This is a genomic window from Streptomyces sp. NPDC110618 (assembly GCF_055657065.1).
Map to the genome: position 1 here is coordinate 119,022 of NZ_JBVKBN010000008.1, position 22,856 is coordinate 141,877.

Here is a 22,856-nt window from a genome sequence, read left to right on the forward strand (position 1 = left end):
GCTATTCCTTCCGATCGGGACTGTGGAGCGTCGTCTCGTACAGGTCGTAGGAGCGCTGCTGTTCGTAGCGTTCGAGGACCGCGTCGAAGAGACGTCGCTCGACGGCGTCCTGCGGGGCCTTGGGGATGCCCTCCAGGCCCAGCAGCGCGCCCAGCCGGTGCAGCGCTCCGGTGATCCAGGCGGGGTCGGCGAGGAAGGTGCCGGGCCGGGCGGCCTGGTGCTCGCGCCAGACGCCGAGGCCGGCCGCGGCGGCGCAGACCAGGGCGTAGCGGTCGGTGAGGGCGAGGGTGTCGGGGGTGGACAGGCCGTCGCCGGGGGTGATCCGGGCGAAGCGGCCGCGCAGTTGGCGCAGTTCGCCGAGGAACGCGCCGACCAGTTCGCCCAGTTCGCCGCCGAGGCCGGAGCAGGCGGTCAGCACGGGGACGACGGGGTCGGCCACCCCGGCGGGGGCCACCGCCCCGAGGTCGGCGGGCGGCAGGTCCTCCCAGGGGCGCAGCAGCGCGGCCGGCGGCTCGTCGTCGACCAGCCAGGACTCCCGTGCCAGCTGCGGGAGTTGGGCGACCAGCATGGCCTGGCGGGCGGCGGTGCCGGCGTGGCCCTGGGCCAGCAGCGGCAGGTCGCGGGACATCCGGCCGAAGGCGCCGTAGGGGCCCTTGGCGTCGAAGTACGCCTCGCCCAGCACGGTCGACAGGTCGTGCGCGGAGTCCTGGAGCAGCTTGGGCACGGTGTAGGCGGCGGCCGCGGCGCAGGCGCTGACCCGGTCGGGCAGCAGATGGATACCGCGGGCGGCGGCGAGGGCGACGCTGTCGCTGATCAGCAGGTCCAGCAGGGCGCCGGTGAGCACCTCGCGGCCGTACGTCGACTTCAGCGGGCCGTAGGGGTCCTCGCCGCGGGTCTCCACGGCGAACCGCATGGCGGTGCGCAGCACGGTGTCGGCGGCGGCGATCAGCACCGAGGGCAGCAGGGCCCGGGTGACGACGGAGCAGCGCACGGCCAGGCCCATGCCCTGGCCCGGTTCGCCGACCACGGCCTCCTCGGGCACCGGGCAGCCGGTGAACTCCAGGCCGCCGAACTCGCAGCCGTCCAGGCCCACGGTGCGGTAGCGGTGCAGGGTGCGCAGGGTGCCCTCGGGCAGGATCTCCCGGTCGATCAGCAGCACTTCGTGGCTGCCGTCCTCGGTGCCCGCGATGACGGTGAGGCCGCGCGCGCGGGCGTAGTTGAGCACGGCGGTCTTGGCGCCGTCCAGGCGCCGCCGCCCCCCGCTCCGGACGAGCGCGAACTCGTCGCGCACGAAGTCGTTGGCGTGCGCGACGGCGGGCCGGGCGACGGCGATCCGGCCACCGCCGAGCAGCAGCGCGGCGACCCACTCGCGCTGCGCGGTGTCCCCCGCCGCCCACACGGGGGTCGCGGCGAAGTAGCAGTTGAGTCCGTACCCGAAGCCGAGGGAGAGGTCGCGGCGGCAGGCGGGCCTGACCACCCTGCCCAGCCCGTCGATCCGCTCCAGCCGTCCGCCGTACTCGGCGGGCACGAACTCGGCGCCGAACCCGTGGTCGTCCAGCAGCCGTTCGGCCCGTCGCAGGCTGTCGCCCCCGAGCGCCCCGGTGCCTAAGGGCGCCAGCGCGTGCTCCAGCTCGTCCGTGCGGCTCCGGAGCCGCTCCTCGGCCGTGGTCGCACGCACAGATCGCTCCACCGGGGGTCACTCCTCGCGGTCCGCAGGGTCCGGTCCGTCCCCGCGCGGGCGGCTTCCGCGAGCCACCCGCACCAGAACGAACCAAGGCTGCGCCGCACCGCTCAAGCCCTGGTGGACCGCACGGGGCGACTTCCGCACGGAATATGCCGGGCCTGTATCCCGGATTCCGGTCCGGCCCCGGGAGGCGGTCTCGGCACGGCCGCGGGCACACCTGTCCCAGGCCCGATCGCGTCCACCGCAACGGCCCCCGGGGACGGCCACACCAGCCCGACGGACCGGTCCCGAAACCGCCGCACCAGCCCGGCGAACCGCGCCAGCGACCACCACACCAGCCCGGCGGACCGAGCCTGGCCCGCGCGTCCGCCCGCCGCACGACCCCCAGGGACGGCCACACCAGCCCGACGGACCGGCCGGAAAGCGCCACACCTACCCGGCAGACCGAGCCAGCGACCGCCACGCCTGCCCGGCGGACCGCGCCAGCGACCACCACGCCAGCCCGGCAGACCGAGCCTGGCCCGCGCGTCCGCCCGCCGCACGGCCCCCGGGGACAGCCACACCAGCCCGGCGGACCGGCCGGAAAGCGCCACACCTACCCGGCAGACCGAGCCAGCGACCGCCACGCCTGCCCGGCGGACCGGGCCAGCGCCGCACGCCTGCCCGCCGCGCGTCCGGGCGGGCAGGTTGGTCCCAGCCGTCCGGGAGCACCCCGGCGTACGCGCTCGGCCCGGCCGCACGGCCGCCTTTCGGGGCCTGTGGGCACGGGCCCTTGGCCCCGGGGCGTGCCGACGCCGTCGCGTCGCCCGCCCGACGGCGGGCCGCGCGGCGTTTGGTGCGTGCGACCGCAAGGCGCCGGAGTGCCCGCGCGGCGGAGTCACGTGGGCGCTCCGGCAACGCGGCGAGCGCGCGTGCCAGGCGCCGCGCGGCAGGCGGGAATGTGACGACAGACCCTAGGGTCCCCCGCCCGGGCGCCGTAACCAGGCCACCCTCGCTGTGGGTTGATCGTCCGTCCGTTCCCCGGGGTCGCCGAGGAGGAGGCTGTCCAGGGCCTGGCGGAGCCGGTCGCGTTCCTCGTGGGGTGCGCCGACGCAGCCGTCGAGCAGGGAGACGGCGCGGTGTCCGTGCCGTCGGGCCTGTACCGCGAGTCCGTGTCCGGGGCCCGCCTCGGCGCACAACAGGGTGCCCACCGAAGCGAGTTGGCCCAGTGCCGCGTCCAGCAGTACCGGGCGCGCGGGCTGCAGGGCCCAGAACTCCGGGTCGACCGCCCGCTCGGGCTCCGGACGGCCGCCCGCGCACCCCGACAGCAAAGGGGTGTGCGGGACGGTGTACTCGGAGGCCTCGAAGGCGGGCAGGGTCTCCAGGCAGGCCTCGGCGACCAGGGGACCGTGCAGCCCCGCGGGCACCTGGACCCGCATCCAGGTCAGTCCCGCCCCCTCCAGCGCGCGTCTGGTGGCGGCGAGCCCGAACTCCGAACCGGACACGATGGTCTGGCCGGGTCCGTTGGCCGCCGCCACCACGGTCCCGCCCCGCAGGAAGGGCGAGACCGCGGGCGGCGCGGCGGCGACGGCGAGCGCCCCGCCCGCCGGTGCCCTCACGAGGGCATCGGCCTGCACCGTGACCAGACGCACCGCGTCGGTCAGGGGCAGTACGCCGGTCTGGACAGCGGCGACGAGCTCGCCGACACTCTGACCGAGGACCGCGCCGGGGCGCAGCCCCCGGTCCCGGACCGTCTCACTGAGCGCGTGGCACACCGCGAACAGCAGCGGGTGCACCTCGGCCACGGTGCGCAGCCGCGCACCTGACGACCACAGCCGGTACAGCCTCTCCCCGGCCGGCCCCAGCAGCTCCAGGACCGTGTCCATGGCCGTGGTGAAGGCGGGTTCGTACCGGTAGAGGCCGTACGCCATGGCGGGATACTGGGCTCCCGCTCCGGGCAGGAGCAGTGCGACCGACGGCACGGTCCGTCAGTACCGGCCGGGCGCCCGCACTCTGAAGAGCGAGAGCGGCTGGTCGAGCCGGAGTTCGGAGGAGGAGTCGAGCAACGCCCCCTGCAGCGACTGGAGTTCATAGCTCGGGTCGAGCCCGAGTTCCCCGGCGAGCACGTCCCGCAGCCGCTGGTAGACCTCCAGTGCCGTGGTCCGTCGCCCGGCCCGGTACAGGGCGAGCATCAGCTGGAGGTGGATCCCCTCGTGCAGCGGATGCCGGGCCGCCAGCCCGAACAGCTCACCGATGATCTCGTGGTGGCGCCCGAGGAGCAGGTCCGCCTCAATGCGGCGGCACAGTATGCCCATCCGGGACTCCTCCAGCCGGGTCACCTCGACGTCGAGGACCCGTCCGCACTCCACATCGGCGAGCGCGGGACCGCGCCACAGCGCCAGGGCCTTGCGGAAGAGGTCCGCCGCCGCCTCGTAGTCCCCTTTCTCCAGGGCCCGGTGACCGCCGCCGGAGAGCCGCTCGTACTCGCGCACATCGACAGAACCGCCCTGGGTGTCCAGCAGGTACCCGCCGGGCTGGGTCACGAGCACACTTTTCGCGCCGAGTGGCAGGTCCGGCGATGGGCCTCCGATGGCAGAAGTGATAAGGTTCCGAAGTTGAAGTATGTACGTCTGCAGGGTCGTTGCGACGCTGGGCGGTGGGGTCTCGCCCCAGACCTCCTCCACCAGCATCCCGACGGAGACGGGACGGTCAGGGTTGAGGGCCAGTACTGCGAGAACCTTGCGTGGCTTGACCGCGGAAGGCACCACAGACTTGCCGTTCTGCATCACTCTGCAAGCGCCGAGCACTTCGATGTCCATCGGCATCCTCTCTGTTGCCTTGCACTCCGCTGCTGGAATTTCGGCAGCACGGGTTCCGCTGAGTGACGTGATCGTCACGTGATGGTCCGGTGAGCAAGTGGAGGTGAACTCAACTCGGACTCAAGTCGGCCTGGAACACGGGTACGTGCGGATACAGCGGCCGTATCCCGCCACTCCGCAGCAGCCCCCGCATGGCCGAGCGCTGTAGCTTTCCGCTGGTCGTACGCCGCACCACGCCCTGCCGGACGAGCAGGATGACGGCGTCGGGAATTCCGAACTCCCCGTCCAGATGGGTCTGTACGGCCTTCGCGAGCGACGGGAGTTCACCGTCGAGGAGGCCGTTCTCACGTACTTCCTGGATCACGATGAGCCGGTCGTGTTCCGGACCGGTGGTGACCGCCGCCGTCACCCCGAACTTGGGGTTCAGGCCCTGTACCGAGGTCTCGATGTCCTCCGGCGCGACATCGACCCCGTTGACCACGACGCCCTCCTTGAGCCGCCCGATCACGAACAGCTCGCCGTGCTCGTCCACGGCACCGAGGTCGCCGCTGCGCAGGAACGATCCGTCATGGGCGGACGTCACCGCCCCGAAGGTCTCCTCGGTCTCGGCCCTGCGTCGCCAGTAACCCGGTGCCACACTCTCGCCCCGGATCCAGATCTCGCCCACCCTCCCCGGCGGGAGCACCTGCCGGTTCTCCGGATCGACGATGCGTATGTCCACCCCGTACGGCCGCCCCACGCCGACCAGGGTCCGGCTGAGCACGCCCTTCCTCGGCTCGGCCAGCCGGCCGCCCGCGAGGGCGGTGGAGTCCACCGCGCGTTCCACCGGCGGCTGTCCGGGCCGGCCGCCCGTGACCAGCAGGGTCGCCTCGGCGAGCCCGTACGCCGGGTAGAACGCCTCGGTCCGGAAGCCGGCCGGGGCGAACCGTTCGGCGAAGGCGGCCATGGTGGCCTCCCGCACGAGTTCGGCGCCATTGACGGCGACCCGCCAGCGCGACAGGTCGAGCCGTGCGACCTCGTCCTCGGTGGCCGCCCGCACACACATGTCGTACGCGTAGTCCGGGCCGCCGGAGACGGTGATGCCGTACCGGTCGATCATCCGCAGCCAGCTCAGCGGCCGGGCCGCGAAGGCGGCGGCGGACATCACCACCCCCAGGGCGCCGACGTGCAGCGGGTGCAGTAACTGCCCCACCAGGCCCATGTCGTGGTACGGCGGCAGCCAGCCGCCGATCACCGCGTGCTCGTCCGTGCCGAGCGCCCGCGTGATGGCCTCCTGTCCCGCCACCAGGTTCCGGTGGCTGATCAGAACGCCCTTCACCTGGGTCACCGACCCGGACGTGTACTGGATGAGCGCGATGTCCTCGTCCACCGCGACCGTCGGCCGCCAGTCCTCCGGGTCCGGCAGCGCGGCCCGGTCCGCGGCGAGGCACACCAGGTCACTGCCCGCGAAGAGCCGGGACAGTTCGGCCGCCACGGCGGAGTCGGCGAGCGCCAGGGACACATCGGCGTCCTTGGCGACGGCGGTCAGCCGCCGGACGTTGCGCCCGCCGTCGAGCGGGGAGGGGCAGGGCACCGCGGTGGCACCGGCGTAGAAGCAGCCGAGCAGCGCGGTGATCTGCAGCGGCCCGTCGCAGTAGGGCAGCAGCACACGCTGTGCCGCACCCCCCTGCGACTGGAGCCAGGCTGCCAACTGCCTCGCCTGCCGGTCGAGTTCACCGTAGGTGAGGGTTCTGACCCGCGGTCCTTCCCCCTCCGTACGGCGAGGGGTTGACTCGGCGCCGACGAAGATGAAGGCCTCGCGGCTGGGATCCGCGACCTCCATGCGACGCCGTAATGCGCCAAGAAAACCACCCATTTCGAACCGCCCCCGTTCGACTCAATGGCGCGAAGCTAACGGCCGATGCTCAAGGAACGCATGACCTCTCCTCGACTCCCGGACGGGCGTCGGGCGCGTGAGACGCATCATAACGAGGGAAGATGCCGTCGCGGTACGGGTAATTCATGACGTGTTGAGGAACCGATCCGGTCGGATCCTGTCCGCGATGAGCCACCGCACCCGCGCTGAACTTGGCAAGTATCGCTCGGAGTCCTGCCGTCCGGATCAGAACGGATTCTCGAAACTCACGAGTAGAACGCGATTACCCCCCTCTTCGATCTCCAGCGGGTGGCGGTAGAGCGCCGGAACACCCCTTCGCGAGGGGCCGCGTCCACCCGTCCTCCAGCCCGGTCCCCGACCTTGGATCACGGCATGCCGTACGTCCCCCGCGAGGAGGCAGCATCCATGTCCGGCTCGTTGTCCACCCCCACCGCCCTGTCGCACGAGGTACTCAAGGCCGCCGAACTGGCGGCCAGGCACGCCGAGTCGGCCGATCTCTCCGGGCGGCTGCCCGGTGAGGTGGTGGACGCCCTGGTCACGGCGGGGTTCGCCCGGCACTTCGTGCCCACCCGCTGGGGCGGGCGGGCCGGGGGCTTCGAGGAACTGCTGGACACGGTGGCCGCGGTGGGCGAGGGCTGCACCTCGGCCGCCTGGATCGCCGCCGTCACCTCCGGTGCCGCGCGCATGGGCGCCTGTCTTCCGGAAGAGGGGCAGCGGGAGTTGTGGTCGGGCGGCGCGGACACTGTGGTCGCCGGCGCGCTGGTCCCCGCCGGGCGGGCGACCGCGGTGGCGGACGGCTGGCAGCTCGCCGGGGAGTGGCCCCTGGTCAGCGGCGCGGACTTCGCCGACTGGGCGCTGGTGTGCGCGTCGGCTCCGAAGGACGTGCGCTTCTTCGCGGTGCCGCGCCGTGACTTCCGGGTCGCGGAGACATGGCGCAACGTCGGGATGCGGGCGACCGCCAGCAACACCCTGGTCATGAAAGGGGTGTTCGTCCCCGGACACCGCTCCGTTCCGCGCGAGGACATCTGGCAGGGGTGTGCCGTCGGCTCCCCGTCCCCTTGTCACAGGGCTCCGTTACGGGCGATCAGCGGCATCCTCTTCGCGTCCCCCGTGCTGGGCGCCGCCCGCGCCGCGGTGCGGACCTGGTCGGCCCGGATGTCGGGCAGGCCCGCCGCGGACCCCCTGGTACTGTCCCGCGCCGAGGGCGGGATCGAGAGCGCGGGCCTGCTGCTGCGCCGGGCGGCGCGCACGGCCGACGCGGGCTTCCGCGACGCCGGGGACCTGCTCCGCGGCCCGAGGGACTGCGCCCTGGCCGCGGACCAGTTGGTGACCGCGGTCGAACACCTCTTCCGCTCGGCGGGCACCGGCGCCCAGACCCTGACGGACCCCCTCCAACGCGTCTGGCGCGACGTGCACTGCGCGGCGAGCCATGCGGCGCTGAGGTTCGAGGGGGCGGGCAGCGCGCAGGGGGCGCGGCTGCTGGAGGGCGGGACGGGCTGAACGCCGCCCGTCACAGGTTGTGCACGTCGCCGCCCGTCACAGGTTGTGCACGTCGCCGTCCGTCACAGGTTGTGCACGTCGCCGTCCGTCACAGATCGTGCACGTCGCCGCCCGTCACATGTCATGTCGCGTCCGCCCGTCACAGGTTGTGGATGCCGCCGTCCACGAGCAGCACCACACCCGTCGAGTACTCCGCCTCCGCCAGCGTCAGCACCGACCGGGCCACGTCCTGCGGGGTGCCGATCCTGCGCAGGGGGGCTCCTGCGGTGACCGCCTCGCGGGGGCCCGTGAAGCCGGCCGTCCAGGGGGTGTCGATGAGACCCGGGGCCACCGCGTTGACCCGGACCTCCGGACCGGCGACGTTGGCCAGCAGCCGGGTCATGTGGTTGAGGGCGGCCTTGCTGACGGCGTACGGGATCGAGCTGCCGGTCGGCTTGACCCCGGCGATCGAGGAGATGGTGACGATGGCGCCGCCGCCGTCGGCCTTGAGGTGGGGCAGGGCCGCCACGCTCATCTGCCAGGTGCCGATCACGTTCACGTCCAGGATCTCGCGCCAGACGGCGGGCGAGGCGGCGGCGAGGTCGGCGTGCGGGATGAGCCGGGTGGTGCCCGCGTTGTTGACGAGGAGGTCGAGCCGGCCGAGCCGCTCCACCACCGTGTCGACGATCCGCGTCGCCTGTTCCTCCACCGCGATGTCGCCCCGCACGTAGATCGCGCCGGGCAGGGAGTCGGCGAGCTCCTTGCCCTCCAGGGGCGAGTTGCGGGAGTTGACCGCGACCCGGTAACCGGCCGCGGCCAGGGTTCTCGCGGTCGCCTCGCCTATCCCGGAGGTCGAACCGGTCACCAGGGCGACCCGCTGCGTGGCCACGTCTGTGCCTCCTTCGGGGGTACGGGTCAGGCCGTGCCGTCGTGCGTGACGCGCCGGTGCAGCACGCGCCAGGTGTCCTCGTGGCGGACCAGGGCGTCCTCGGCGTACGTGCTCGCGGTGAGCTGCGGCCGGCCGCCGCGCTCGGTGGCCAGGGAGACGGCGTAGTACCGCGTGCGCACGACGCCCCGCTCGTCCTCCGGGTCCACTTCGAGCATGCCGAGCCAGTGGCGGCGGGTGACGCCCTCGGCGGCGAGCTGGTCCACCCGCTTCTGCGCGGCGGCGGCGATATGGGCGCGGCCGGTGATCGGTTCGCCCGTGTCGTAGGCGAAGGTGCCGTCCTCGGTGAACATCCCGGCCCACTCCTCGACGGCGCCCTGGTCGAGCAGCCGCATGTGGCGGGCGTAGAACTGCTGGATCTCCTGGAACAGGCCGGCCGTCATGGGGTGCCTTCTCCTCCGCTCGGCTGCGCGGTGCCCTCCGCGTCCCGGCGAAGCCTGGCAGCCGGCTCTCAAGCCGAACTCGATCGATCGCACAGCGGTTGCGGCGACCCTGCTGCCCGGGCCTTCCTCAGGACCGTCAGGAGGACGTATGTCGGAGCAGGAGTCACGGACGGCCGTGGTGACCGGCGCGACCAGCGGCATCGGTCTGGCCGTCACCCGGCTGCTGGCCGAGCGCGGGCACCGGGTCTTCCTGTGCGCCCGTACCGAGGACAGTGTGCTGCGTACGGTCAAGGAACTGCGCGACGAGGGCCTCGACGTGGACGGACTACCGTGCGACGTACGGTCCGCCGACGACGTACGGCGCTTCGTCGCCGCCGCTGTCGAGCGGTACGGCACGGTCGACGTGCTGGTGAACAACGCGGGCCGCAGCGGCGGCGGGGTCACCGCCGACCTCACGGACGAACTGTGGCTGGACATCATCGACACCAACCTCAACAGCGTGTTCCGGATGACCCGCGAGGTGCTGAACGCGGGCGGGATGCGGCACAAGGACTGGGGCCGCATCGTCAACATCGCCTCGACCGCCGGGAAGCAGGGTGTGGTGCTCGGCGCCCCCTACTCCGCCTCCAAGCACGGCGTGGTCGGCTTCACCAAGTCCCTCGGCAACGAGCTGGCCCCCACCGGGATCACGGTCAACGCGGTGTGCCCCGGCTATGTGGAGACACCCATGGCGCAGCGGGTGCGTTCCGGGTACGCGGCGGCCTACGGCACCAGTGAGGAGCAGGTGCTGGAGAGGTTCCGCGCGAAGATCCCGCTCGGCCGCTACTCCACCCCCGAGGAGGTCGCCGGGCTGGTCGGCTACCTGGTCACCGACACCGCCGCCGCCATCACCGCGCAGGCGCTCAACGTCTGCGGCGGGCTCGGCACCTTCTGACATCCGCCGCCGACTTGAAAAGGGGACACCCCATCATGACCGTCCGCGAGGTCGAGCACGAGATCACGGTCGAGGCCCCGGCCGCCGAGGTGTACCGGCTCATCGCCGATGTGGAGATCTGGCCGCTGGTCTTCCCGCCGTCCGTCCTCGTGGAGCGTGTCGGTCACACCGGGGACGAGGAGCGCATCCGGATCTGGGCCACCGCCAACGGCACCGCGAAGAACTGGACCTCCCGCCGCGTCCTCGACCCCGAAGGGCTGCGGATCGCCTTCCGCCAGGAGGTCTCCGCACCGCCCGTCGCCACGATGGGCGGCGCCTGGATCGCCGAGCCCGTGACGCCGGACCGCACGCGCCTGCGGCTGCGGCACGACTACCGTGCCGTCGGCGACGATCCGGCCGCACTGGAGTGGATCGACGAAGCCGTCGACCGCAACAGCCGCGCCGAGCTGGCCGCGTTGAAGAGCAGCGCGGAACGAGCCGCCGGGGCACCGGAGTTGGCCCTGACCTTCGAGGACAGCGTCGAGATCGACGGCTCGGCCAAGGACGTGTACGACTTCCTGGCCGAGGCGGACCGCTGGCCGGACCGGCTGCCGCATGTCGCCGGGGTACGGCTGACCGAGGAGACCCCCGGCCTCCAGGTGCTGCGGATGGACACCCTCGCCAAGGACGGCTCCGCGCACACCACCGAGTCGGTCCGGGTGTGCTTCCCGCACCACCGCATCGTCTACAAGCAGACCACGCTGCCCGCCCTGATGGCCCTGCACACCGGCTGCTGGGAGCTGGCCGAGGACGACCGCGGTGTCACCACGGCCACCTCGCGGCACACCGTCGTCGTCAACACCGCCGCCATCGGCGCCGTCCTCGGCGAGAGCGCGGGCGTGGCCGAGGCGCGCGCGTTCCTGCGCGACGCGCTCGGCACCAACAGCAGGGCCACCCTGAGCCACGCGCGGGCCTACGCCGAAGCCAGGCCCCGCAGGTGACCCCACCGCCGGCCGCTACACCAGCCGCCTGATCTCGCCGCGCACCCGGTAGAAGCCGCCCCGGGAGGAGTGCAGGGAGTCCACGACGTAGCGGGCGCCGGGTTCCCGTATCGCGCGCGGGAACTGCACGTTCCAGCTCGGCTCGTAGCCGTCGGAGACGACCCGCACCCGTACCCGGCCGCCCTGGTCGACGCACTCCACGACGACCCCGGTCCCCGGCGCGGGCACCGCGCTGACCGTGGCCACGGAGGAGGCGGTGGTCAGCGGCGTGTGCGTGGGCATCGCGGCGGCCAGCTTGATGTCGGCGGCGACCGGGACGGTGCCCGACTGCGCGGCGCTGATCGCGGCCTCACTGGCGTCGATGCAGGCGAGGGTGCCATCGGTGGTGACGATGTACAGCCGCTCGTCGTGGTACTGCATGGACAGCGCCGAGCCGCAGCCCGTGCCGAGCTTCCACAGCCGGGTGCCGTCGGCGGCGAAGCAGTACACGGAGGAGGCGGAGTCGCCCGCGAAGACGTACCGGCCTTCCGGGGAGGTGGCGCAGGAGTACACGGCGGAGTCGCAGGCGTAGGTGGCCTCGACGGCTCCCGTGCTCTTGGCGAGCCGCTGGACGACGCGGCGCCCGGTGCCGGCGTAGACGGCGTGCTGCTCCTGCCAGCCGAACAGGACGTTGCCGCTGGTGGCGGTGTGCCAGAGCTGGGTGGTGCCGTCGGCGGCGTAGGCGGTGACGCCGAGGCTGTGGCCGTGGTAGACGGCGCGGTCGTCGGCGCGCACCATCCAGGCCTGCTCGCCGGAGGAGTTGCGCGACCACTGCAGTTCGTCCTCGTGGTCGATGACGGTCAGGCCGCCGTCGCGGTCGGCGACGTGCAGGACGCCCGCGTGGATGTCGAGCCAGAAGATGTCCACCGAGGCGGCGATGTCATAGGCGGCGAAGGGCACCTTGGCGGACAGGTCGTAGACGCTGCCGTCGTCGCAGCCGGCGTAGATCCAGAAGTCGTCGGCGACCAGGCACTTGACGCCGTCGGGCAGGGAGTAGCGGGCCAGTACCTCGCCGTCGTGGCCGAGGTTGTAGACGTCGCCGTTCTGGTTGCCGACCCAGCAGCGCTCGTCGTCCACGTGGATGCCGAACGCGCTGGCTCCGGTGCGGAACCGCCACAGCACCGGGGCCTTGGCGCGTGCCGTGGAGGGCGCGGAGGTCACCTGGCGGCGGGTCACGGGGCGGGCCGCGCGCTGTCCCTGTATCGCGGGCGCGTACCCCTTGCGGACCTTCTCGGCGATCTTCTTCGCGGCGGCGGCCTTCGCCTTCTCGGGGTTCGGGAAGGTCGAGGTCTGGCGCTGTCCGTCGGCGCCGATCCGGCCGTAGCGCACGGAGACGGTGGTGCCGGCGACGGTCACCTCGTAGAACTTGTGGGCACCGCCGTCCTCCTGCGACAGCTCCAGATACGTGGTGTTCCCCGACTGTTGTGCCTGTGCAGCGGACACAGCACACCCCTCCCCAACGGCCCGGTCGGCCGGTGCGGCCGATCTCCAGTGGTGCACAAAGTAGCGGGCACCACTGACAACGCGGGCGAACACCGGGTCAGTGACCGGGCGTCAACTCACGCGCCGGGCGGCAGCGGCAGCAGGATGCGGAAGGTGCAGCCCCGGCCGGGGGCGGTGTCCAGGGTGATGCGGCCGCCGTGCGCGGTGACCAGGGCGTGCGCGATGGCGAGGCCGAGGCCGGAGCCGCCGGTGGCGCGGGTGCGGGAGTCGTCGGCGCGGTAGAAGCGGTCGAAGACGCGGGCGCGCTCGGTGTCGGTCAGGCCCGGGCCCCGGTCGGCGACTTCCAGGACGGCGTACGCGCCCTCGGTGCCGACGCCGATCCGGATCGGGGTGCCGGGCGGGGTGTGGGCGACGGCGTTGCCGATGAGGTTGGTGACGACCTGGCGGAGTCTGGCCTCGTCGGCGTGCGCGGGGGCGGAGGCGGGCTTGCCGCCCCCGGGGCCGGTGAGGGAGACCTCGCGGGTGGCGTCCAGGGCGCGTACGTCTCGTAGGGCATCGGCGGCCAGGGTGCGCAGGTCCATGGGGGCGAGGTCGAGGGCGAAGGCGGGCCCGGCGCCCGGCTCGCCTTTCCCGCCCTTCTCGTCGAGCCGGGCGAGCAGGAACATCTCCTCGACGAGCCGGGTGAGGCGTTCGGACTCCTCGGCGATCCGGGTCATCGTCCGGTCGACGTCCTCGCGGGTGGGAGTGGCGCCGATCCGGTACAGGTCGGTGTAGCCCTTGATGCCGACGAGCGGGGTGCGCAGTTCGTGACTGGCGTCGGCGAAGAAGCGACGGGTCCGCGCCTCGGCCTCGGTGCGGGCGCGGAAGGCCGTGTCGATGCGGTCGAGCATCTGGTTCAGGCAGGTGGTCAGGCGGCCCACCTCGGTGTGCGGGCCGGTCACCTCGGGGACGCGGTGGGAGTAGTCGCCGGAGGTGATGGCGGTGGCGGTCTCCTCGATCCGGGTCAGCGGGCGCAGTCCGGAGCGGACCGCGAACCAGCCGGCCACGCCCAGCACCACGAGCAGGACGACACCCGCGGTCAGGGAGAGGTTCCGGGTCTTGGTGATCGTACGGTCGACCTCTTCCATCGAGGTCGCCGCGACGACCGAGCCGCCGGTCCCGGCGGGGTCCGGCGGGAAGACCTCGGCGGACCGGGGCAGGGCGACGACCCGCCAGCTGTGCTCGCCGTCGCGGTCCGGCACGGTGAACGGCCGCCCGTCCCGGCCGGCCACGGCCGCGCTGTCCAGGCGGGGCAGGTCGGGGCCGCTGCCGGGGGTGGCGGGGTCGGCGTCGAAGGTGCGGCGGGTGGAGCCGTCGGCGTCCAGGTACGTCACGGTCGTGTCGCCGAGCACGCTGAGCGCGCGGACCCGGGGTGGGCTGTCGGTGTCGGAGGGCGGGGTCAGCCGGGACGCGATCTGCCCGGTGACGGCGAGCCGGTCGTCGACGCGGCCCTGCAGATAGCCGTGCAGGGCGGTGGTGACGAGCAGGCCGGTGCCGATCAGTCCGACGGCGACCAGGGCGACGGACAGGCACAGCAGCCGGGTGCGCAGGGACAGCCGGTCGAACGGGCGGGGCCTCACGGCCGGGGCTCGCGGACGACGTAGCCGATGCCGCGGACGGTGTGGATGAGCTTGGGCTCCTCGGTGTCGACCTTGCGGCGCAGATAGCTGATGTAGGTGTCGACGATGCTGGGGTCGCCGCCGAAGTCGTACTCCCACACGCTGTCCAGGATCTGGTTCTTGGTCATGGTGCGTCCGGCGTTGGCGACCAGGAAGTGCAGCAGGCGGAACTCGGTCGGGGACAGCCGTACGGTCCGCCCCGCGCGGGTGACGTGGTGGCTGTCGGGTTCGAGCTGGAGGTCGCCGACGGTGAGCCGGACCGGCTGCTCGCCCCGGGTGCGGCGCAGCACGGCGTGGATCCGCGCGATCAGTTCCTCCAGGTCGAAGGGTTTGGTGACGTAGTCGTCGCCGCCCAGGCGGAGTCCCTGCACCCGGTCCTGGCGGTCCTCGCGTGCGGTGACGAAGAGGACCGGCACGTCGCCGCCGCGTCCGGGCAGCGCCGTGCGGGGCTGGGCACGCAGCCGCCGGATCACCTCGAAGCCGTCCATGTCCGGGAGCATCACGTCCAACAGGACGAGGTCGGGGGTCTGCCGGGCGGCCAGGTCGAGGGCCTCCTGGCCGGTGGCGGCGGCGTCGACGGCGAATCCGGCGTAGCGCAGGGCGGTGCGCAGCAGTTCCCTGACGGTGGGTTCGTCGTCGACGACGAGCAGGTGGTCCGTGGTGTGCGGGGTGGGTGTCGGTGCCGCCATGTCTCTCAGGAGATCACACCCCCTCGGGGGACCGGACCGGACGTGCGGCACGGCGCCGGGGGGGCGGGCGGGGGCGCGGGGCGGAGCCGGGCGCGCAGGCGGCTTCCTCCGTACGAGGAGAGGGCGGCGGCGACGAAGGCGGTGAGCGCGGACAGGCGGGGGCCGGTGGTGAGGCCCGCGTCGACGCCGCCCATCTCGTTGCCCATCAGGCTGACGCCGATGTGCAGCGAGCCGCGTGCGAGGTACGGGAGCACGAACGTCAGGATGCCGACCGCGATGCCCGTGCGCAGGGCGGTGTCCGTGTGCCGGTCGAGGAGGGCGCCGGGGTCCCGGCGCGGGGTGCGGGCGGTGGCGACGTATCCGGCGGCCGTGAGCAGGAGCAGGGCGAGCAGGACTCCGAGCAGCCACAGGGGCAGGCCCGCGCCCGCCCAGTGCCCCAGGTCGACGGTCCGGTCCTCGCGCGCCGGGCCGTCCGCCTGCCTCGACGTGAGCATGCCGAGCAGCCCGCCGCCGTCCGGTCGCAGCCGCCGTACTCCCGCCTCCCAGGAGGTCCCCATGCCCGAGGTGAGCAGGGCGGCGAGCAGATTGGGACCGGCGAGCAGCAGGGCACCGGCCGCGCGGGCGTCCCGGGCCCCGGCCAGGGCGCCGACGGCCACGGTGGCGCAGCACAGGACGGTCGCGGTGCCGGTCAGGGTGGACAGGACGGGGTGCCACTTGGTCCGGAGCCCGCTCAGGGCGAGGGGGTGCGGGAGTGCGGTGCGGCGGGCGGCGAGGCAGCCGACGGCGAGGACGGCGGCCACGCCGAGCAGGCCGAGGAGCGCGGTGACGAGGACATCGGTCCGGTACGTCACCGTGTCCAGCCCTTCGGTCAGGCGCCCGCCGCCGAACCGGCCCGAGCCGCCCCGGTCGCCGATCCTCTCGCGCACGCTCTCCGGCAGTTCGGCCGTGCCCCGCGCCAGGGAGGCGCACACCGGGAGGGTCACCGCCGCGCCGGCCAGGGCGCCGCCGCACCGCGCCCACAGCATCGCCGGAGTGGGCCGGGCCCGGTGGCGCAGGGGCCGGAAGAAGACGGTCGCGAGGACAGCGGTACCCAGGAAGGTGAGACCGAGAGGGGTCAGCGTCGCCTCCCCGGTGAGTGTGAGGGGCAGTTCACCGCCGCTGGACTCCAGCGTGACACCGCCGCCGACGGCCAGGCTCACCAGCGTCGGGACCAGCCGGGAGAGCGGGGCGACGGAGTCGGCGCCGAGGAGGGCCAGGGCCGCCCAGGCGGTGGCGGCCATGACGGCGAGGGCGGCCAGTGCGGCGAGGGCGCCGTCGAGGGCATGGCGCCGCACGGGGTGCGCGGGTGCGGACATGGGCGGTCTCCTACGGGAGTTCACTGGGCGGCGGGGGCGCTGACCGGGTCGGTGTCGGCGTCGCTCGTCCCGGCCGCCGGCGCCGGCGGGTCCTGGGCCAGGCGTTCGCCCTCGACGTCGAGGTCGGGCACGAGCCGGTCGAGCCGTCGGGGCAGCCGCCAGGCGGCGCGGCCCAGGAGGGCGAGGACGGCGGGGACGAGCGTCATCCGGACCACGAACGCGTCCAGCAGGACGGCGGCGGCGAGCCCGAAGCCGATGGTCTTGAGGATCTGCTCCTCGGAGCCCAGGAACGCGGCGAACACCGAGATCATGATCACCGCGGCGGCCGTCACCACCCGTCCGCTGTGCTCGAACCCGCTGATCACGGCGTCCTTCGGTGACTGCCCGTGGACGTACGCCTCACGCATCCGGGTCACCAGGAACACCTCGTAGTCCATGGCGAGGCCGAACACGACACCGACCATGAAGATCGGCATGATCGACACCACCGGCCCCGGTTCCGTGACCCCGAGGGCCGACCCGAGCCACCCCCACTGGAAGACCGCGACCACCGCGCCGAGTCCGGCCAGGACCGACAGCAGGAAGCCGAGCGCCGCCTTGAGCGGGACGAGCAGCGAGCGGAAGACGGCGATCAGCAGGACGAACGCCAGCCCGACCACCAGGGCGAGATACGGGACGAGCGCGTCCGACAGCTTCTGCGAGACGTCCACGTTCATGGCGGTCGTCCCGCCGACGAGCACCTCGGCGCCCTGCGCCAACTCCGGTGCGCGCAGGGCGTGTACGAGGTCGGCGGTGTCAGTGCTGCCGGGGGACGCCTCGGGTACGACGGTCAGCACGGCGGTGTCGCCGGTGGGGCTGAGCCGGGGCGGGGCCACGGAGGTGACGTCCTCGCGTGCGGCGATGCGCCCGGCGAGGTCCTTGGCGGCCGGTTCGGCGCCGGAGCCGTCGTCGGTGCGGACGACCACGGTGAGGGGGCCGTTGTGGCCGGGGCCGAAGCCCTCGGTGATCAGGTCGTAGGCCCGGCGCTGGGTGGTGGAGGCGGGCAGGCTGTCGTCGCCGGGCAGGCCCAGTTCCAGGGCGGCGGCCGGTACCGCGACCACGCCGAGCAGCGCGGTGCCGCCGAGCAGGATCGCGACCGGGCGACGTACGACGAACCGGGCCCAGCGCACGCCGAGTTGAGCCCGTTCGCGGCGGGGGGCGCGGGCCGGTCCGATGCGGCGGCCGCAGAGGCCGAGCAGGGCGGGGATCAGGGTGACGGCGACGAGGACGGCGATCACGACCGTGCCGGCCGCGGCGAGACCCATCTGCGTCAGCATCGGAATGCCCACCACGGACAGTCCGGCGAGCGCGATGACCACGGTGAGCCCGGCGAAGACGACGGCCGACCCGGCGGTGCCCGCGGCGTGCCCGGCCGCCTCCTCGCGGCCCCGGCCGCGGGCGAGTTCGGAGCGGTAGCGGGAGACGACGAACAGGGCGTAGTCGATGCCCACGGCCAGGCCGATCATCACGGCGAGGCTGGTCGTGGTGGCGCCGAGGCCCAGCGGCTCGGCCAGGACGCGGATGGTCAGCGCGCCGATGCCCACGCCGAGGACCGCCGTCAGCAGCGGCAGACCGGCGGCGAGAAGTGAGCCGAAGGTGAGCAGGAGGACCACGGCGGCGACGGCGAGGCCGATGGCCTCCGAGGAGTGGCCGGTGGTCAGGCCCTGGACGGCGTTGCCGCCCGCCTCCACGGTCAGCTCCGGCGAGCCGGCCGCCTCGACGGTGTCCAGCAGCGCCGTGCGGGCGTCCTCGTCGAGTTCGGCCGCGGACGCCGTGTAGGTGACCTGGGCGTAGGCGGTGGAGCCGTCCTCGCTGACGGTGCGGGTGGTGAACGGGTCGGTGACCCGCGCGACCTGGGGATCGTCGGCGAGCGCGCGGACCGTCCTGCCGATCGCCTCGCGCGCCGCCGGGTCGGTGACCCTGCCGTGCTCGGCGTGGAAGACCACGCGGGCGGTGGCGCCGTCGGCGTGCAGTCCGGGGAAGTTCTCGTCGAGCAGGTCGTAGGTGCGCTGGGCCTCCGTGCCGGGCATGGAGAAGTCGTTCGGCGGTGCGGCGGGGGCGCGCGCGGCGAGCACCCCCGCCCCTGCGAGCAGGACCAGCCACAGCAGTGCGACCAGCCGGCGCCTCCGGAAGGAGAACCGGCCCAGCCGGGAGAGGTACGTCGCCACGGCAGAGGGCTCCAAGTCAATCGGGATTCGCGGTGCGCCCGACGCTGTCAGCCGTCTCTGACCGGCCCCGGGGAGATCCTGGGAGGTTTCTGGGAACCGGGACCGCCCGGGGGTGCGCAAAGAGGGCGTAACGGCCGGTCGGTGCGGCGGATTCACAGGAAGTTCCCGTCGGCAGGCCCCGCGTGGAGGATTCCGCGCCCGGACGGCGGTGCCGCGTCGGATATCCCCGCGTGAGGGGCGCCTGGCTGGCCCGTCGGCGGCGGTACGGCGGACAGTGGGCGGCTGTGACGGGCCGGTACCGGCCCGCGTCGGATGTCTCGGGCCCGTACCGGCCCGCGTCGGATGTCTCGGGCCCGTACCGGCCCGCGTCGGAAACCGCGGGCCCAATTACCGGTCCGCGTCGGAAAGTCGGGCCCCTACCGGCCCGCCTCGGAAACCCCGGGCCCAACTACCGGCCCGCGTCGGAAACCTCGCGGGGAGAACACAGACCTTGAACGCCACCAGCGCCGCCACCGCGCCGCACGGACACGCGCGACCGCCCGCCGCCCCGTCCACGACCCGAGCGCCGGGCCGGGCCGCGGTCCGGGTCCTGACCCACCGCCTGTCGACGTTGCCGGAGGTCACGGCGACCGAGACGACGGTGACGCTGCGACGCCTCAAGTCCGAGACACGGCCGAGGATCTGACATGGCAACGGCCGGTGCGGCCCCCGGCCCAGGGGCGCGCACCGGCCGTCGTCCGGGCCGCTACCGCGGCGTCGCCGCCGTGAACGGCAGCACCAACCGGGACGGGTGCAGGGCGTCCCGGAAGATCTTGTGGGTCACCGGCCGCCCCACCGGCAGGTGGAAGGCGTCCGGGGGCAGCAGGGCGTTGTGCTCGTCGGCCAGGGGCTCGGCGTTGGAGAGTTCCGCGACCAGCTTGTGCCCGGGGAGGAACGTCGCCGCGAACGGGTAGATCCGCAGTACGTACTCCTCGACCTTCCCCGGCTCCACCGGCACCGCCCGGGTGTGCGGGTGGTACGGGTCGCCCTCCGTCGTACGGGACTCGTCCAGTTCGCGGTGCGAGGCCTTCAGGTACGCCGTCGTGATCAACTGCCGCTTGCCGCCCGGCGCCTCGTCCCACAGGCGCAGGATGAAGTTGGTGTCCGGCTGGTCGATCTCGGCGAACAGATGGGCCGCGCCCTGGCCGATCAACTCCGTTGCCTCGGCGAAGGGTTCGGTGGCCCAGCTGAGGATCTCCACCTTGTCCGTCACCGTCAGCGGCGCCTGGTAGAAGCCGTCCGGGGCGGCGTACTCCGTGCCCATCAGCTCCGGTTCGAAGGACAGTTTGCGGCGCGGGCGGAAGTACAGGGACCGGTACTCGACGTCCTTCGGCGGCCATTGGGAGCCGGTGACCGTCTGCCGCGAGCCCTCGACGTGGACCGTGACCGCCGGTTCGTCCATGACCCCGTTGTCGACGCCCTTCAGCCAGTACTCGTACCAGCGGAACATCTTGTCGTGCTCCTCGATGAAGGGGCGCGACTGCATGGGCGGGTACGGGCCGATGTCGAGCTTCTTGGGACCCTTCAGCGCCTTGAACAGCTCGATCGTGCCGTCCATCGTCCAGCCGCGGCCCTGGTCGATCTGGAGCCAGACGGGGATGTCGATGTTCGGGGCGAGGGTGATCGGGTTGCGCTCCTCGTACCACTCGCCGTCGACCTCGTTCATCACGATGTCGAACCAGGCCTCGTGGTTCTTCGGGTAGTTGAGGACATGGACCAGGTTCGGCCAGGCCGCCACGTCCGGGTCCTTCAGCCGTTCCTCGACCCGCTTCCTGATCTCCTCGGGCGAATAGGTCTCCAGCATCCGGGACTTGACGCCGTCCGTGAACGCCCAGCCCGAGTCGCCGCCCCGGCCCTCGCGGGCGGCGCGCGGCATGAACCACATGACGCCGCCGTGGTACGTCGTCTCGTAGAAGTCGTAGTGCCCGCCGCTGACGAAGATCGCCTTCAGGGACGGCGGGCGCTCGGCCGCCGCCAGCACCTGCATCGAACCGAAGTAGGAGATGCCGATCATGCCGACGTTGCCGTCGCACCAGGGCTGCGCCGCGACCCACTCGATGAAGTCGTAGGCGTCCTGCCCGAGCGGCACTCCCCCGGCGTTGTAGTTGCCGATGTGCTCGCCCTCGGATGCGCCGGAGCCGCGCAGGTCGCCGATGACGTGGACGTAGCCCTCCTTCACCACGCGCGCGATGTCGCCCGCCTCGATGCAGCCGTCCCACATGGGGCTCGGCCGGCGCTGCGGGGGCGTGGTCAGGGCGAGGGCCTGGAGTTCCTTGCCGTAGGGGCTCAGGGCGACGAGCGCGGGGCGCGGGGTGTCGTCGACGGCGCTGTAGGTGTCGGCGGCCAGGGTGACGCCGTCGCGCATCGGCACGCGGAGGTCCTTGCGGACGGCGATGGTCTGGGTGCCCGCCTGGAGGGTGTGCTGGTCGGTCATGGTGGGGGTGCTCCTGTGTTACGCGGTGCGGGCGCGCGTGCGGTAGGCGTGCATCGAGGTGAAGAACGGTGACGGTTCGAGGGTCGGGTCGCCGGTGTAGCCGAGGTCTTCGGCGGCCTGGGCGAACGGCGAGTACGGGGAGTCCGTCTCCGTCAGTCCCGCCTCCAGGCACCGGCAGGCCGCCGCCGCGACCCGGTGCTCGGCGGCGAGGCTCTGGTCGAGGGCCTCCTTCGCCTCGGCCTCGTCGAGTTCGACGCCGTACGGGGTGCCGTCGGCCCGCCGGTAGGGGTGCCCGAGGTAGAGGCGGCGCGGGCGGACCTCGTCGCGCAGGTGGGTCAGGCCCGCCCGGTAGGCGGCCGGGTCGGTGAAGCCGGGGAAGCCGTTGGCGGCGCCGTGGACCTGGACGGCGTCCCCGACGAAAGCAGCGCGCTGCCGGTCGAGGACGTAGGCGACCGAGCCGGGCGTGTGCCCGGGGATCGCGTGCACGGACAGGGTGGTGCCGCCGCCGAGGTCGATGCTCTCCCCGCCCTTGACGAGCAGGGAGGGCTCCATCTCGCCGGAGATGACGGCCTCGGTCGCCGCCGCCACCTTGGCCTCGCCCTCGGGGTCGCGCAGATACCGGCCGCGCCCGGCGCGGTACTCCTCCACGTGTGCCTGCCGGGAGCGCAGCATCGGCGCGTCCGCCTCGTGGATCACGACGTGAGCCCGGCGTCCGGTGCGCTCCCACAGGTCGTACGCCCCGCCGATGTGGTCGATGTGACCGTGCGTCAGGAGGATCCAGCGCACGTCCTCGATCCGGCGGCCGAGCGCCTCCAGCGCGGGCGCCATGCCCTCGGCGGGCGAGGAGGCGATCCCGGTGTCGACGATCGCCGGTGCGGGGGCGTCGATGTAGAAGCTGTACAGCCCGAACCTGCCCCAGGGCGAGACCAGGGGGTGGACGGCGACCTCGTCTGTCATGACCTTGCTTTCCGTGGACGAAAAAGGGGTTCAGCTTCGGCCGAGGAACTCGCGGGTCTCGGCGTAGACCCGCTGGTAGGCCGGGAGCCAGGAGAAGTGCTGGACGAACCCGTGCCCGCAGCCGGAGTACCGGCTGACCGTGGCGCGCACCCCGGCCTCCCGCAGCCGCCGCCCGTACAGCTCGCCCTCGTCGCGCAGCGGGTCGAACTCGGCGGTGACGATCAGGGCGGGCGGGAGGCCGGTGAGATCCGCGCGCTTGATGGGGGAGACCAGCGGGTCGTCCGGGTCGGCGCCGCTGTCGAGGTAGAAGGCGTTGAACGGCTTCAGCCCGGCCGTCTCCAGGCCGTAGCCGACCGCGTTCTCCCGCAGGGAGAGGTAGCGGTCCTCGTCGAAGTCCAGGTCGAGCGAGGGGTAGTAGAGGATCTGGTGCGTGATCCCGTCGAAGCCGTCGTCGTGGGCGCGGGCGGCGACCGCGGCGGCGAAGGTCCCGCCGGAGCTGTCGCCCGCCGCGGCGAGGGTGGTGCCGTCCCAGCCCAGCTTCTCGCGCTGCCCGGTGACCCATCGGGTGACGGCGTAGCAGTCGTCGAGCCCGGCCGGGAAGGCGGCCTCGGGGGCGCGGCGGTAGCCGACCGAGACGACCTTCAGGCCGGTCTCCTTGGCCAGCGCGCGGGCGATGTGGTCGTGGGTCTCCAGGCTGCCGAGGAAGAAGGCGCCGCCGTGGAAGTAGACGAGCAGGCCGTGCTGTTCGGCGTCGGTGGGCGTGTAGACGCGTACCGGCACGTCACCGGCGTCGGTGTCGGCGGTCAGGTCCTCCACCGCGTGCAGCGGCAGGCGCTCCTCGGCCGGGGGCACCTGGGCCTCCTCGGCGGCGCGCAGGGCGGCCGGGTCGAGCGGGCCGGGCGGCGGGGCCGGAAGTCCGGCCAGCACCTTGGCGATCTCGGGGTGCAGCGGCATG

General features: G+C 73.1%; 18 protein-coding genes. 4 read left to right on the forward strand and 14 right to left on the reverse strand.

Annotated elements, in window-relative coordinates; all coding sequences use genetic code 11:
- Position 1: 1 nt before the first annotated feature.
- From ACZ7L7_RS17055 to ACZ7L7_RS17070, 4 genes are all read right to left on the reverse strand, one after another.
- Complete coding sequence (locus ACZ7L7_RS17055) at positions 2–1,678, reverse strand: acyl-CoA dehydrogenase family protein (protein WP_453607488.1); 1,677 nt, start codon at positions 1,676–1,678, stop codon at positions 2–4.
- A 959-nt stretch (positions 1,679–2,637) separates the two neighbouring features.
- Positions 2,638–3,645 carry an acyltransferase domain-containing protein gene (locus ACZ7L7_RS17060; protein WP_285513458.1) on the reverse strand — a complete coding sequence of 336 codons (1,008 nt, stop codon included), beginning with the start codon at positions 3,643–3,645 and terminating at the stop codon, positions 2,638–2,640.
- 6 nt (positions 3,646–3,651) lie between these two features.
- Positions 3,652–4,482, reverse strand: a complete 831-nt coding sequence (locus tag ACZ7L7_RS17065) for an AfsR/SARP family transcriptional regulator (RefSeq protein WP_453608592.1) — start codon at positions 4,480–4,482, stop codon at positions 3,652–3,654.
- Between the two features lie 109 nt (positions 4,483–4,591).
- Positions 4,592–6,304 carry a fatty acyl-AMP ligase gene (locus tag ACZ7L7_RS17070; RefSeq protein ID WP_285513457.1) on the reverse strand — a complete coding sequence of 571 codons (1,713 nt, stop codon included), beginning with the start codon at positions 6,302–6,304 and terminating at the stop codon, positions 4,592–4,594.
- A 459-nt stretch (positions 6,305–6,763) separates the two neighbouring features.
- On the opposite strand from ACZ7L7_RS17070, the gene ACZ7L7_RS17075 reads away from it, so the two are divergent.
- A complete protein-coding gene (locus ACZ7L7_RS17075) occupies positions 6,764–7,858 on the forward strand; it encodes an acyl-CoA dehydrogenase family protein (protein ID WP_453608598.1) in 1,095 nt (364 codons plus the stop codon).
- 139 nt (positions 7,859–7,997) lie between these two features.
- On the opposite strand, the gene ACZ7L7_RS17080 is transcribed toward ACZ7L7_RS17075, so the two are convergent.
- A complete protein-coding gene (locus ACZ7L7_RS17080; RefSeq protein ID WP_453608601.1) occupies positions 7,998–8,726 on the reverse strand; it encodes an SDR family NAD(P)-dependent oxidoreductase in 729 nt (242 codons plus the stop codon).
- Between the two features lie 26 nt (positions 8,727–8,752).
- Positions 8,753–9,166 (reverse strand): nuclear transport factor 2 family protein, encoded by a 414-nt coding sequence (locus ACZ7L7_RS17085; RefSeq protein WP_472076292.1) that lies wholly within the window; start codon positions 9,164–9,166, stop codon positions 8,753–8,755.
- 148 nt (positions 9,167–9,314) lie between these two features.
- Here ACZ7L7_RS17085 and ACZ7L7_RS17090 point away from each other — a divergent pair, with 148 nt between their 5' ends.
- The gene (locus ACZ7L7_RS17090; RefSeq protein ID WP_285513453.1) at positions 9,315–10,100 is read left to right on the forward strand and encodes a 3-oxoacyl-ACP reductase; all 786 of its coding nucleotides are present in this window, start codon (positions 9,315–9,317) and stop codon (positions 10,098–10,100) included.
- Between the two features lie 35 nt (positions 10,101–10,135).
- The gene (locus ACZ7L7_RS17095; RefSeq protein WP_285513452.1) at positions 10,136–11,080 is read left to right on the forward strand and encodes an aromatase/cyclase; all 945 of its coding nucleotides are present in this window, start codon (positions 10,136–10,138) and stop codon (positions 11,078–11,080) included.
- A 15-nt stretch (positions 11,081–11,095) separates the two neighbouring features.
- On the opposite strand, the gene ACZ7L7_RS17100 is transcribed toward ACZ7L7_RS17095, so the two are convergent.
- The 5 genes from ACZ7L7_RS17100 to ACZ7L7_RS17120 all read right to left on the reverse strand — a co-directional run bounded on the left by ACZ7L7_RS17100 (position 11,096) and on the right by ACZ7L7_RS17120 (position 18,471).
- Entirely contained in the window at positions 11,096–12,562 is a 1,467-nt protein-coding gene (locus ACZ7L7_RS17100; protein WP_453608608.1) for a WGR domain-containing protein, read from the reverse strand.
- Between the two features lie 116 nt (positions 12,563–12,678).
- Positions 12,679–14,181 carry a sensor histidine kinase gene (locus ACZ7L7_RS17105; protein ID WP_285513450.1) on the reverse strand — a complete coding sequence of 501 codons (1,503 nt, stop codon included), beginning with the start codon at positions 14,179–14,181 and terminating at the stop codon, positions 12,679–12,681.
- Entirely contained in the window at positions 14,178–14,909 is a 732-nt protein-coding gene (locus ACZ7L7_RS17110; RefSeq protein ID WP_285513449.1) for a response regulator transcription factor, read from the reverse strand. The genes ACZ7L7_RS17105 and ACZ7L7_RS17110 overlap by 4 nt, the downstream gene beginning before the upstream one ends.
- Before the next feature lie 5 nt (positions 14,910–14,914).
- Positions 14,915–16,264: a streptophobe family protein gene (locus ACZ7L7_RS17115; protein ID WP_472076295.1), complete on the reverse strand. Its 1,350-nt coding sequence runs from the start codon at positions 16,262–16,264 to the stop codon at positions 14,915–14,917.
- A 20-nt stretch (positions 16,265–16,284) separates the two neighbouring features.
- The gene (locus ACZ7L7_RS17120) at positions 16,285–18,471 is read right to left on the reverse strand and encodes an MMPL family transporter (RefSeq protein ID WP_285513447.1); all 2,187 of its coding nucleotides are present in this window, start codon (positions 18,469–18,471) and stop codon (positions 16,285–16,287) included.
- A gap of 490 nt (positions 18,472–18,961) precedes the next feature.
- Between ACZ7L7_RS17120 and ACZ7L7_RS17125 the strand changes: the two genes are divergently transcribed.
- The gene (locus ACZ7L7_RS17125; RefSeq protein ID WP_285513446.1) at positions 18,962–19,156 is read left to right on the forward strand and encodes a hypothetical protein; all 195 of its coding nucleotides are present in this window, start codon (positions 18,962–18,964) and stop codon (positions 19,154–19,156) included.
- A gap of 60 nt (positions 19,157–19,216) precedes the next feature.
- Here ACZ7L7_RS17125 and ACZ7L7_RS17130 read toward each other — a convergent pair whose 3' ends face one another.
- The 3 genes from ACZ7L7_RS17130 to ACZ7L7_RS17140 are packed head-to-tail and all read right to left on the reverse strand — an operon-like array spanning position 19,217 to position 22,855.
- Complete coding sequence (locus ACZ7L7_RS17130) at positions 19,217–20,944, reverse strand: CocE/NonD family hydrolase (RefSeq protein ID WP_453602405.1); 1,728 nt, start codon at positions 20,942–20,944, stop codon at positions 19,217–19,219.
- An 18-nt stretch (positions 20,945–20,962) separates the two neighbouring features.
- Complete coding sequence (locus tag ACZ7L7_RS17135) at positions 20,963–21,901, reverse strand: MBL fold metallo-hydrolase (protein WP_453602408.1); 939 nt, start codon at positions 21,899–21,901, stop codon at positions 20,963–20,965.
- Positions 21,902–21,931: 30 nt separating this feature from the next.
- Entirely contained in the window at positions 21,932–22,855 is a 924-nt protein-coding gene (locus ACZ7L7_RS17140) for an alpha/beta hydrolase (RefSeq protein ID WP_285513442.1), read from the reverse strand.
- Between the last annotated feature and the right edge of the window lies 1 nt (position 22,856).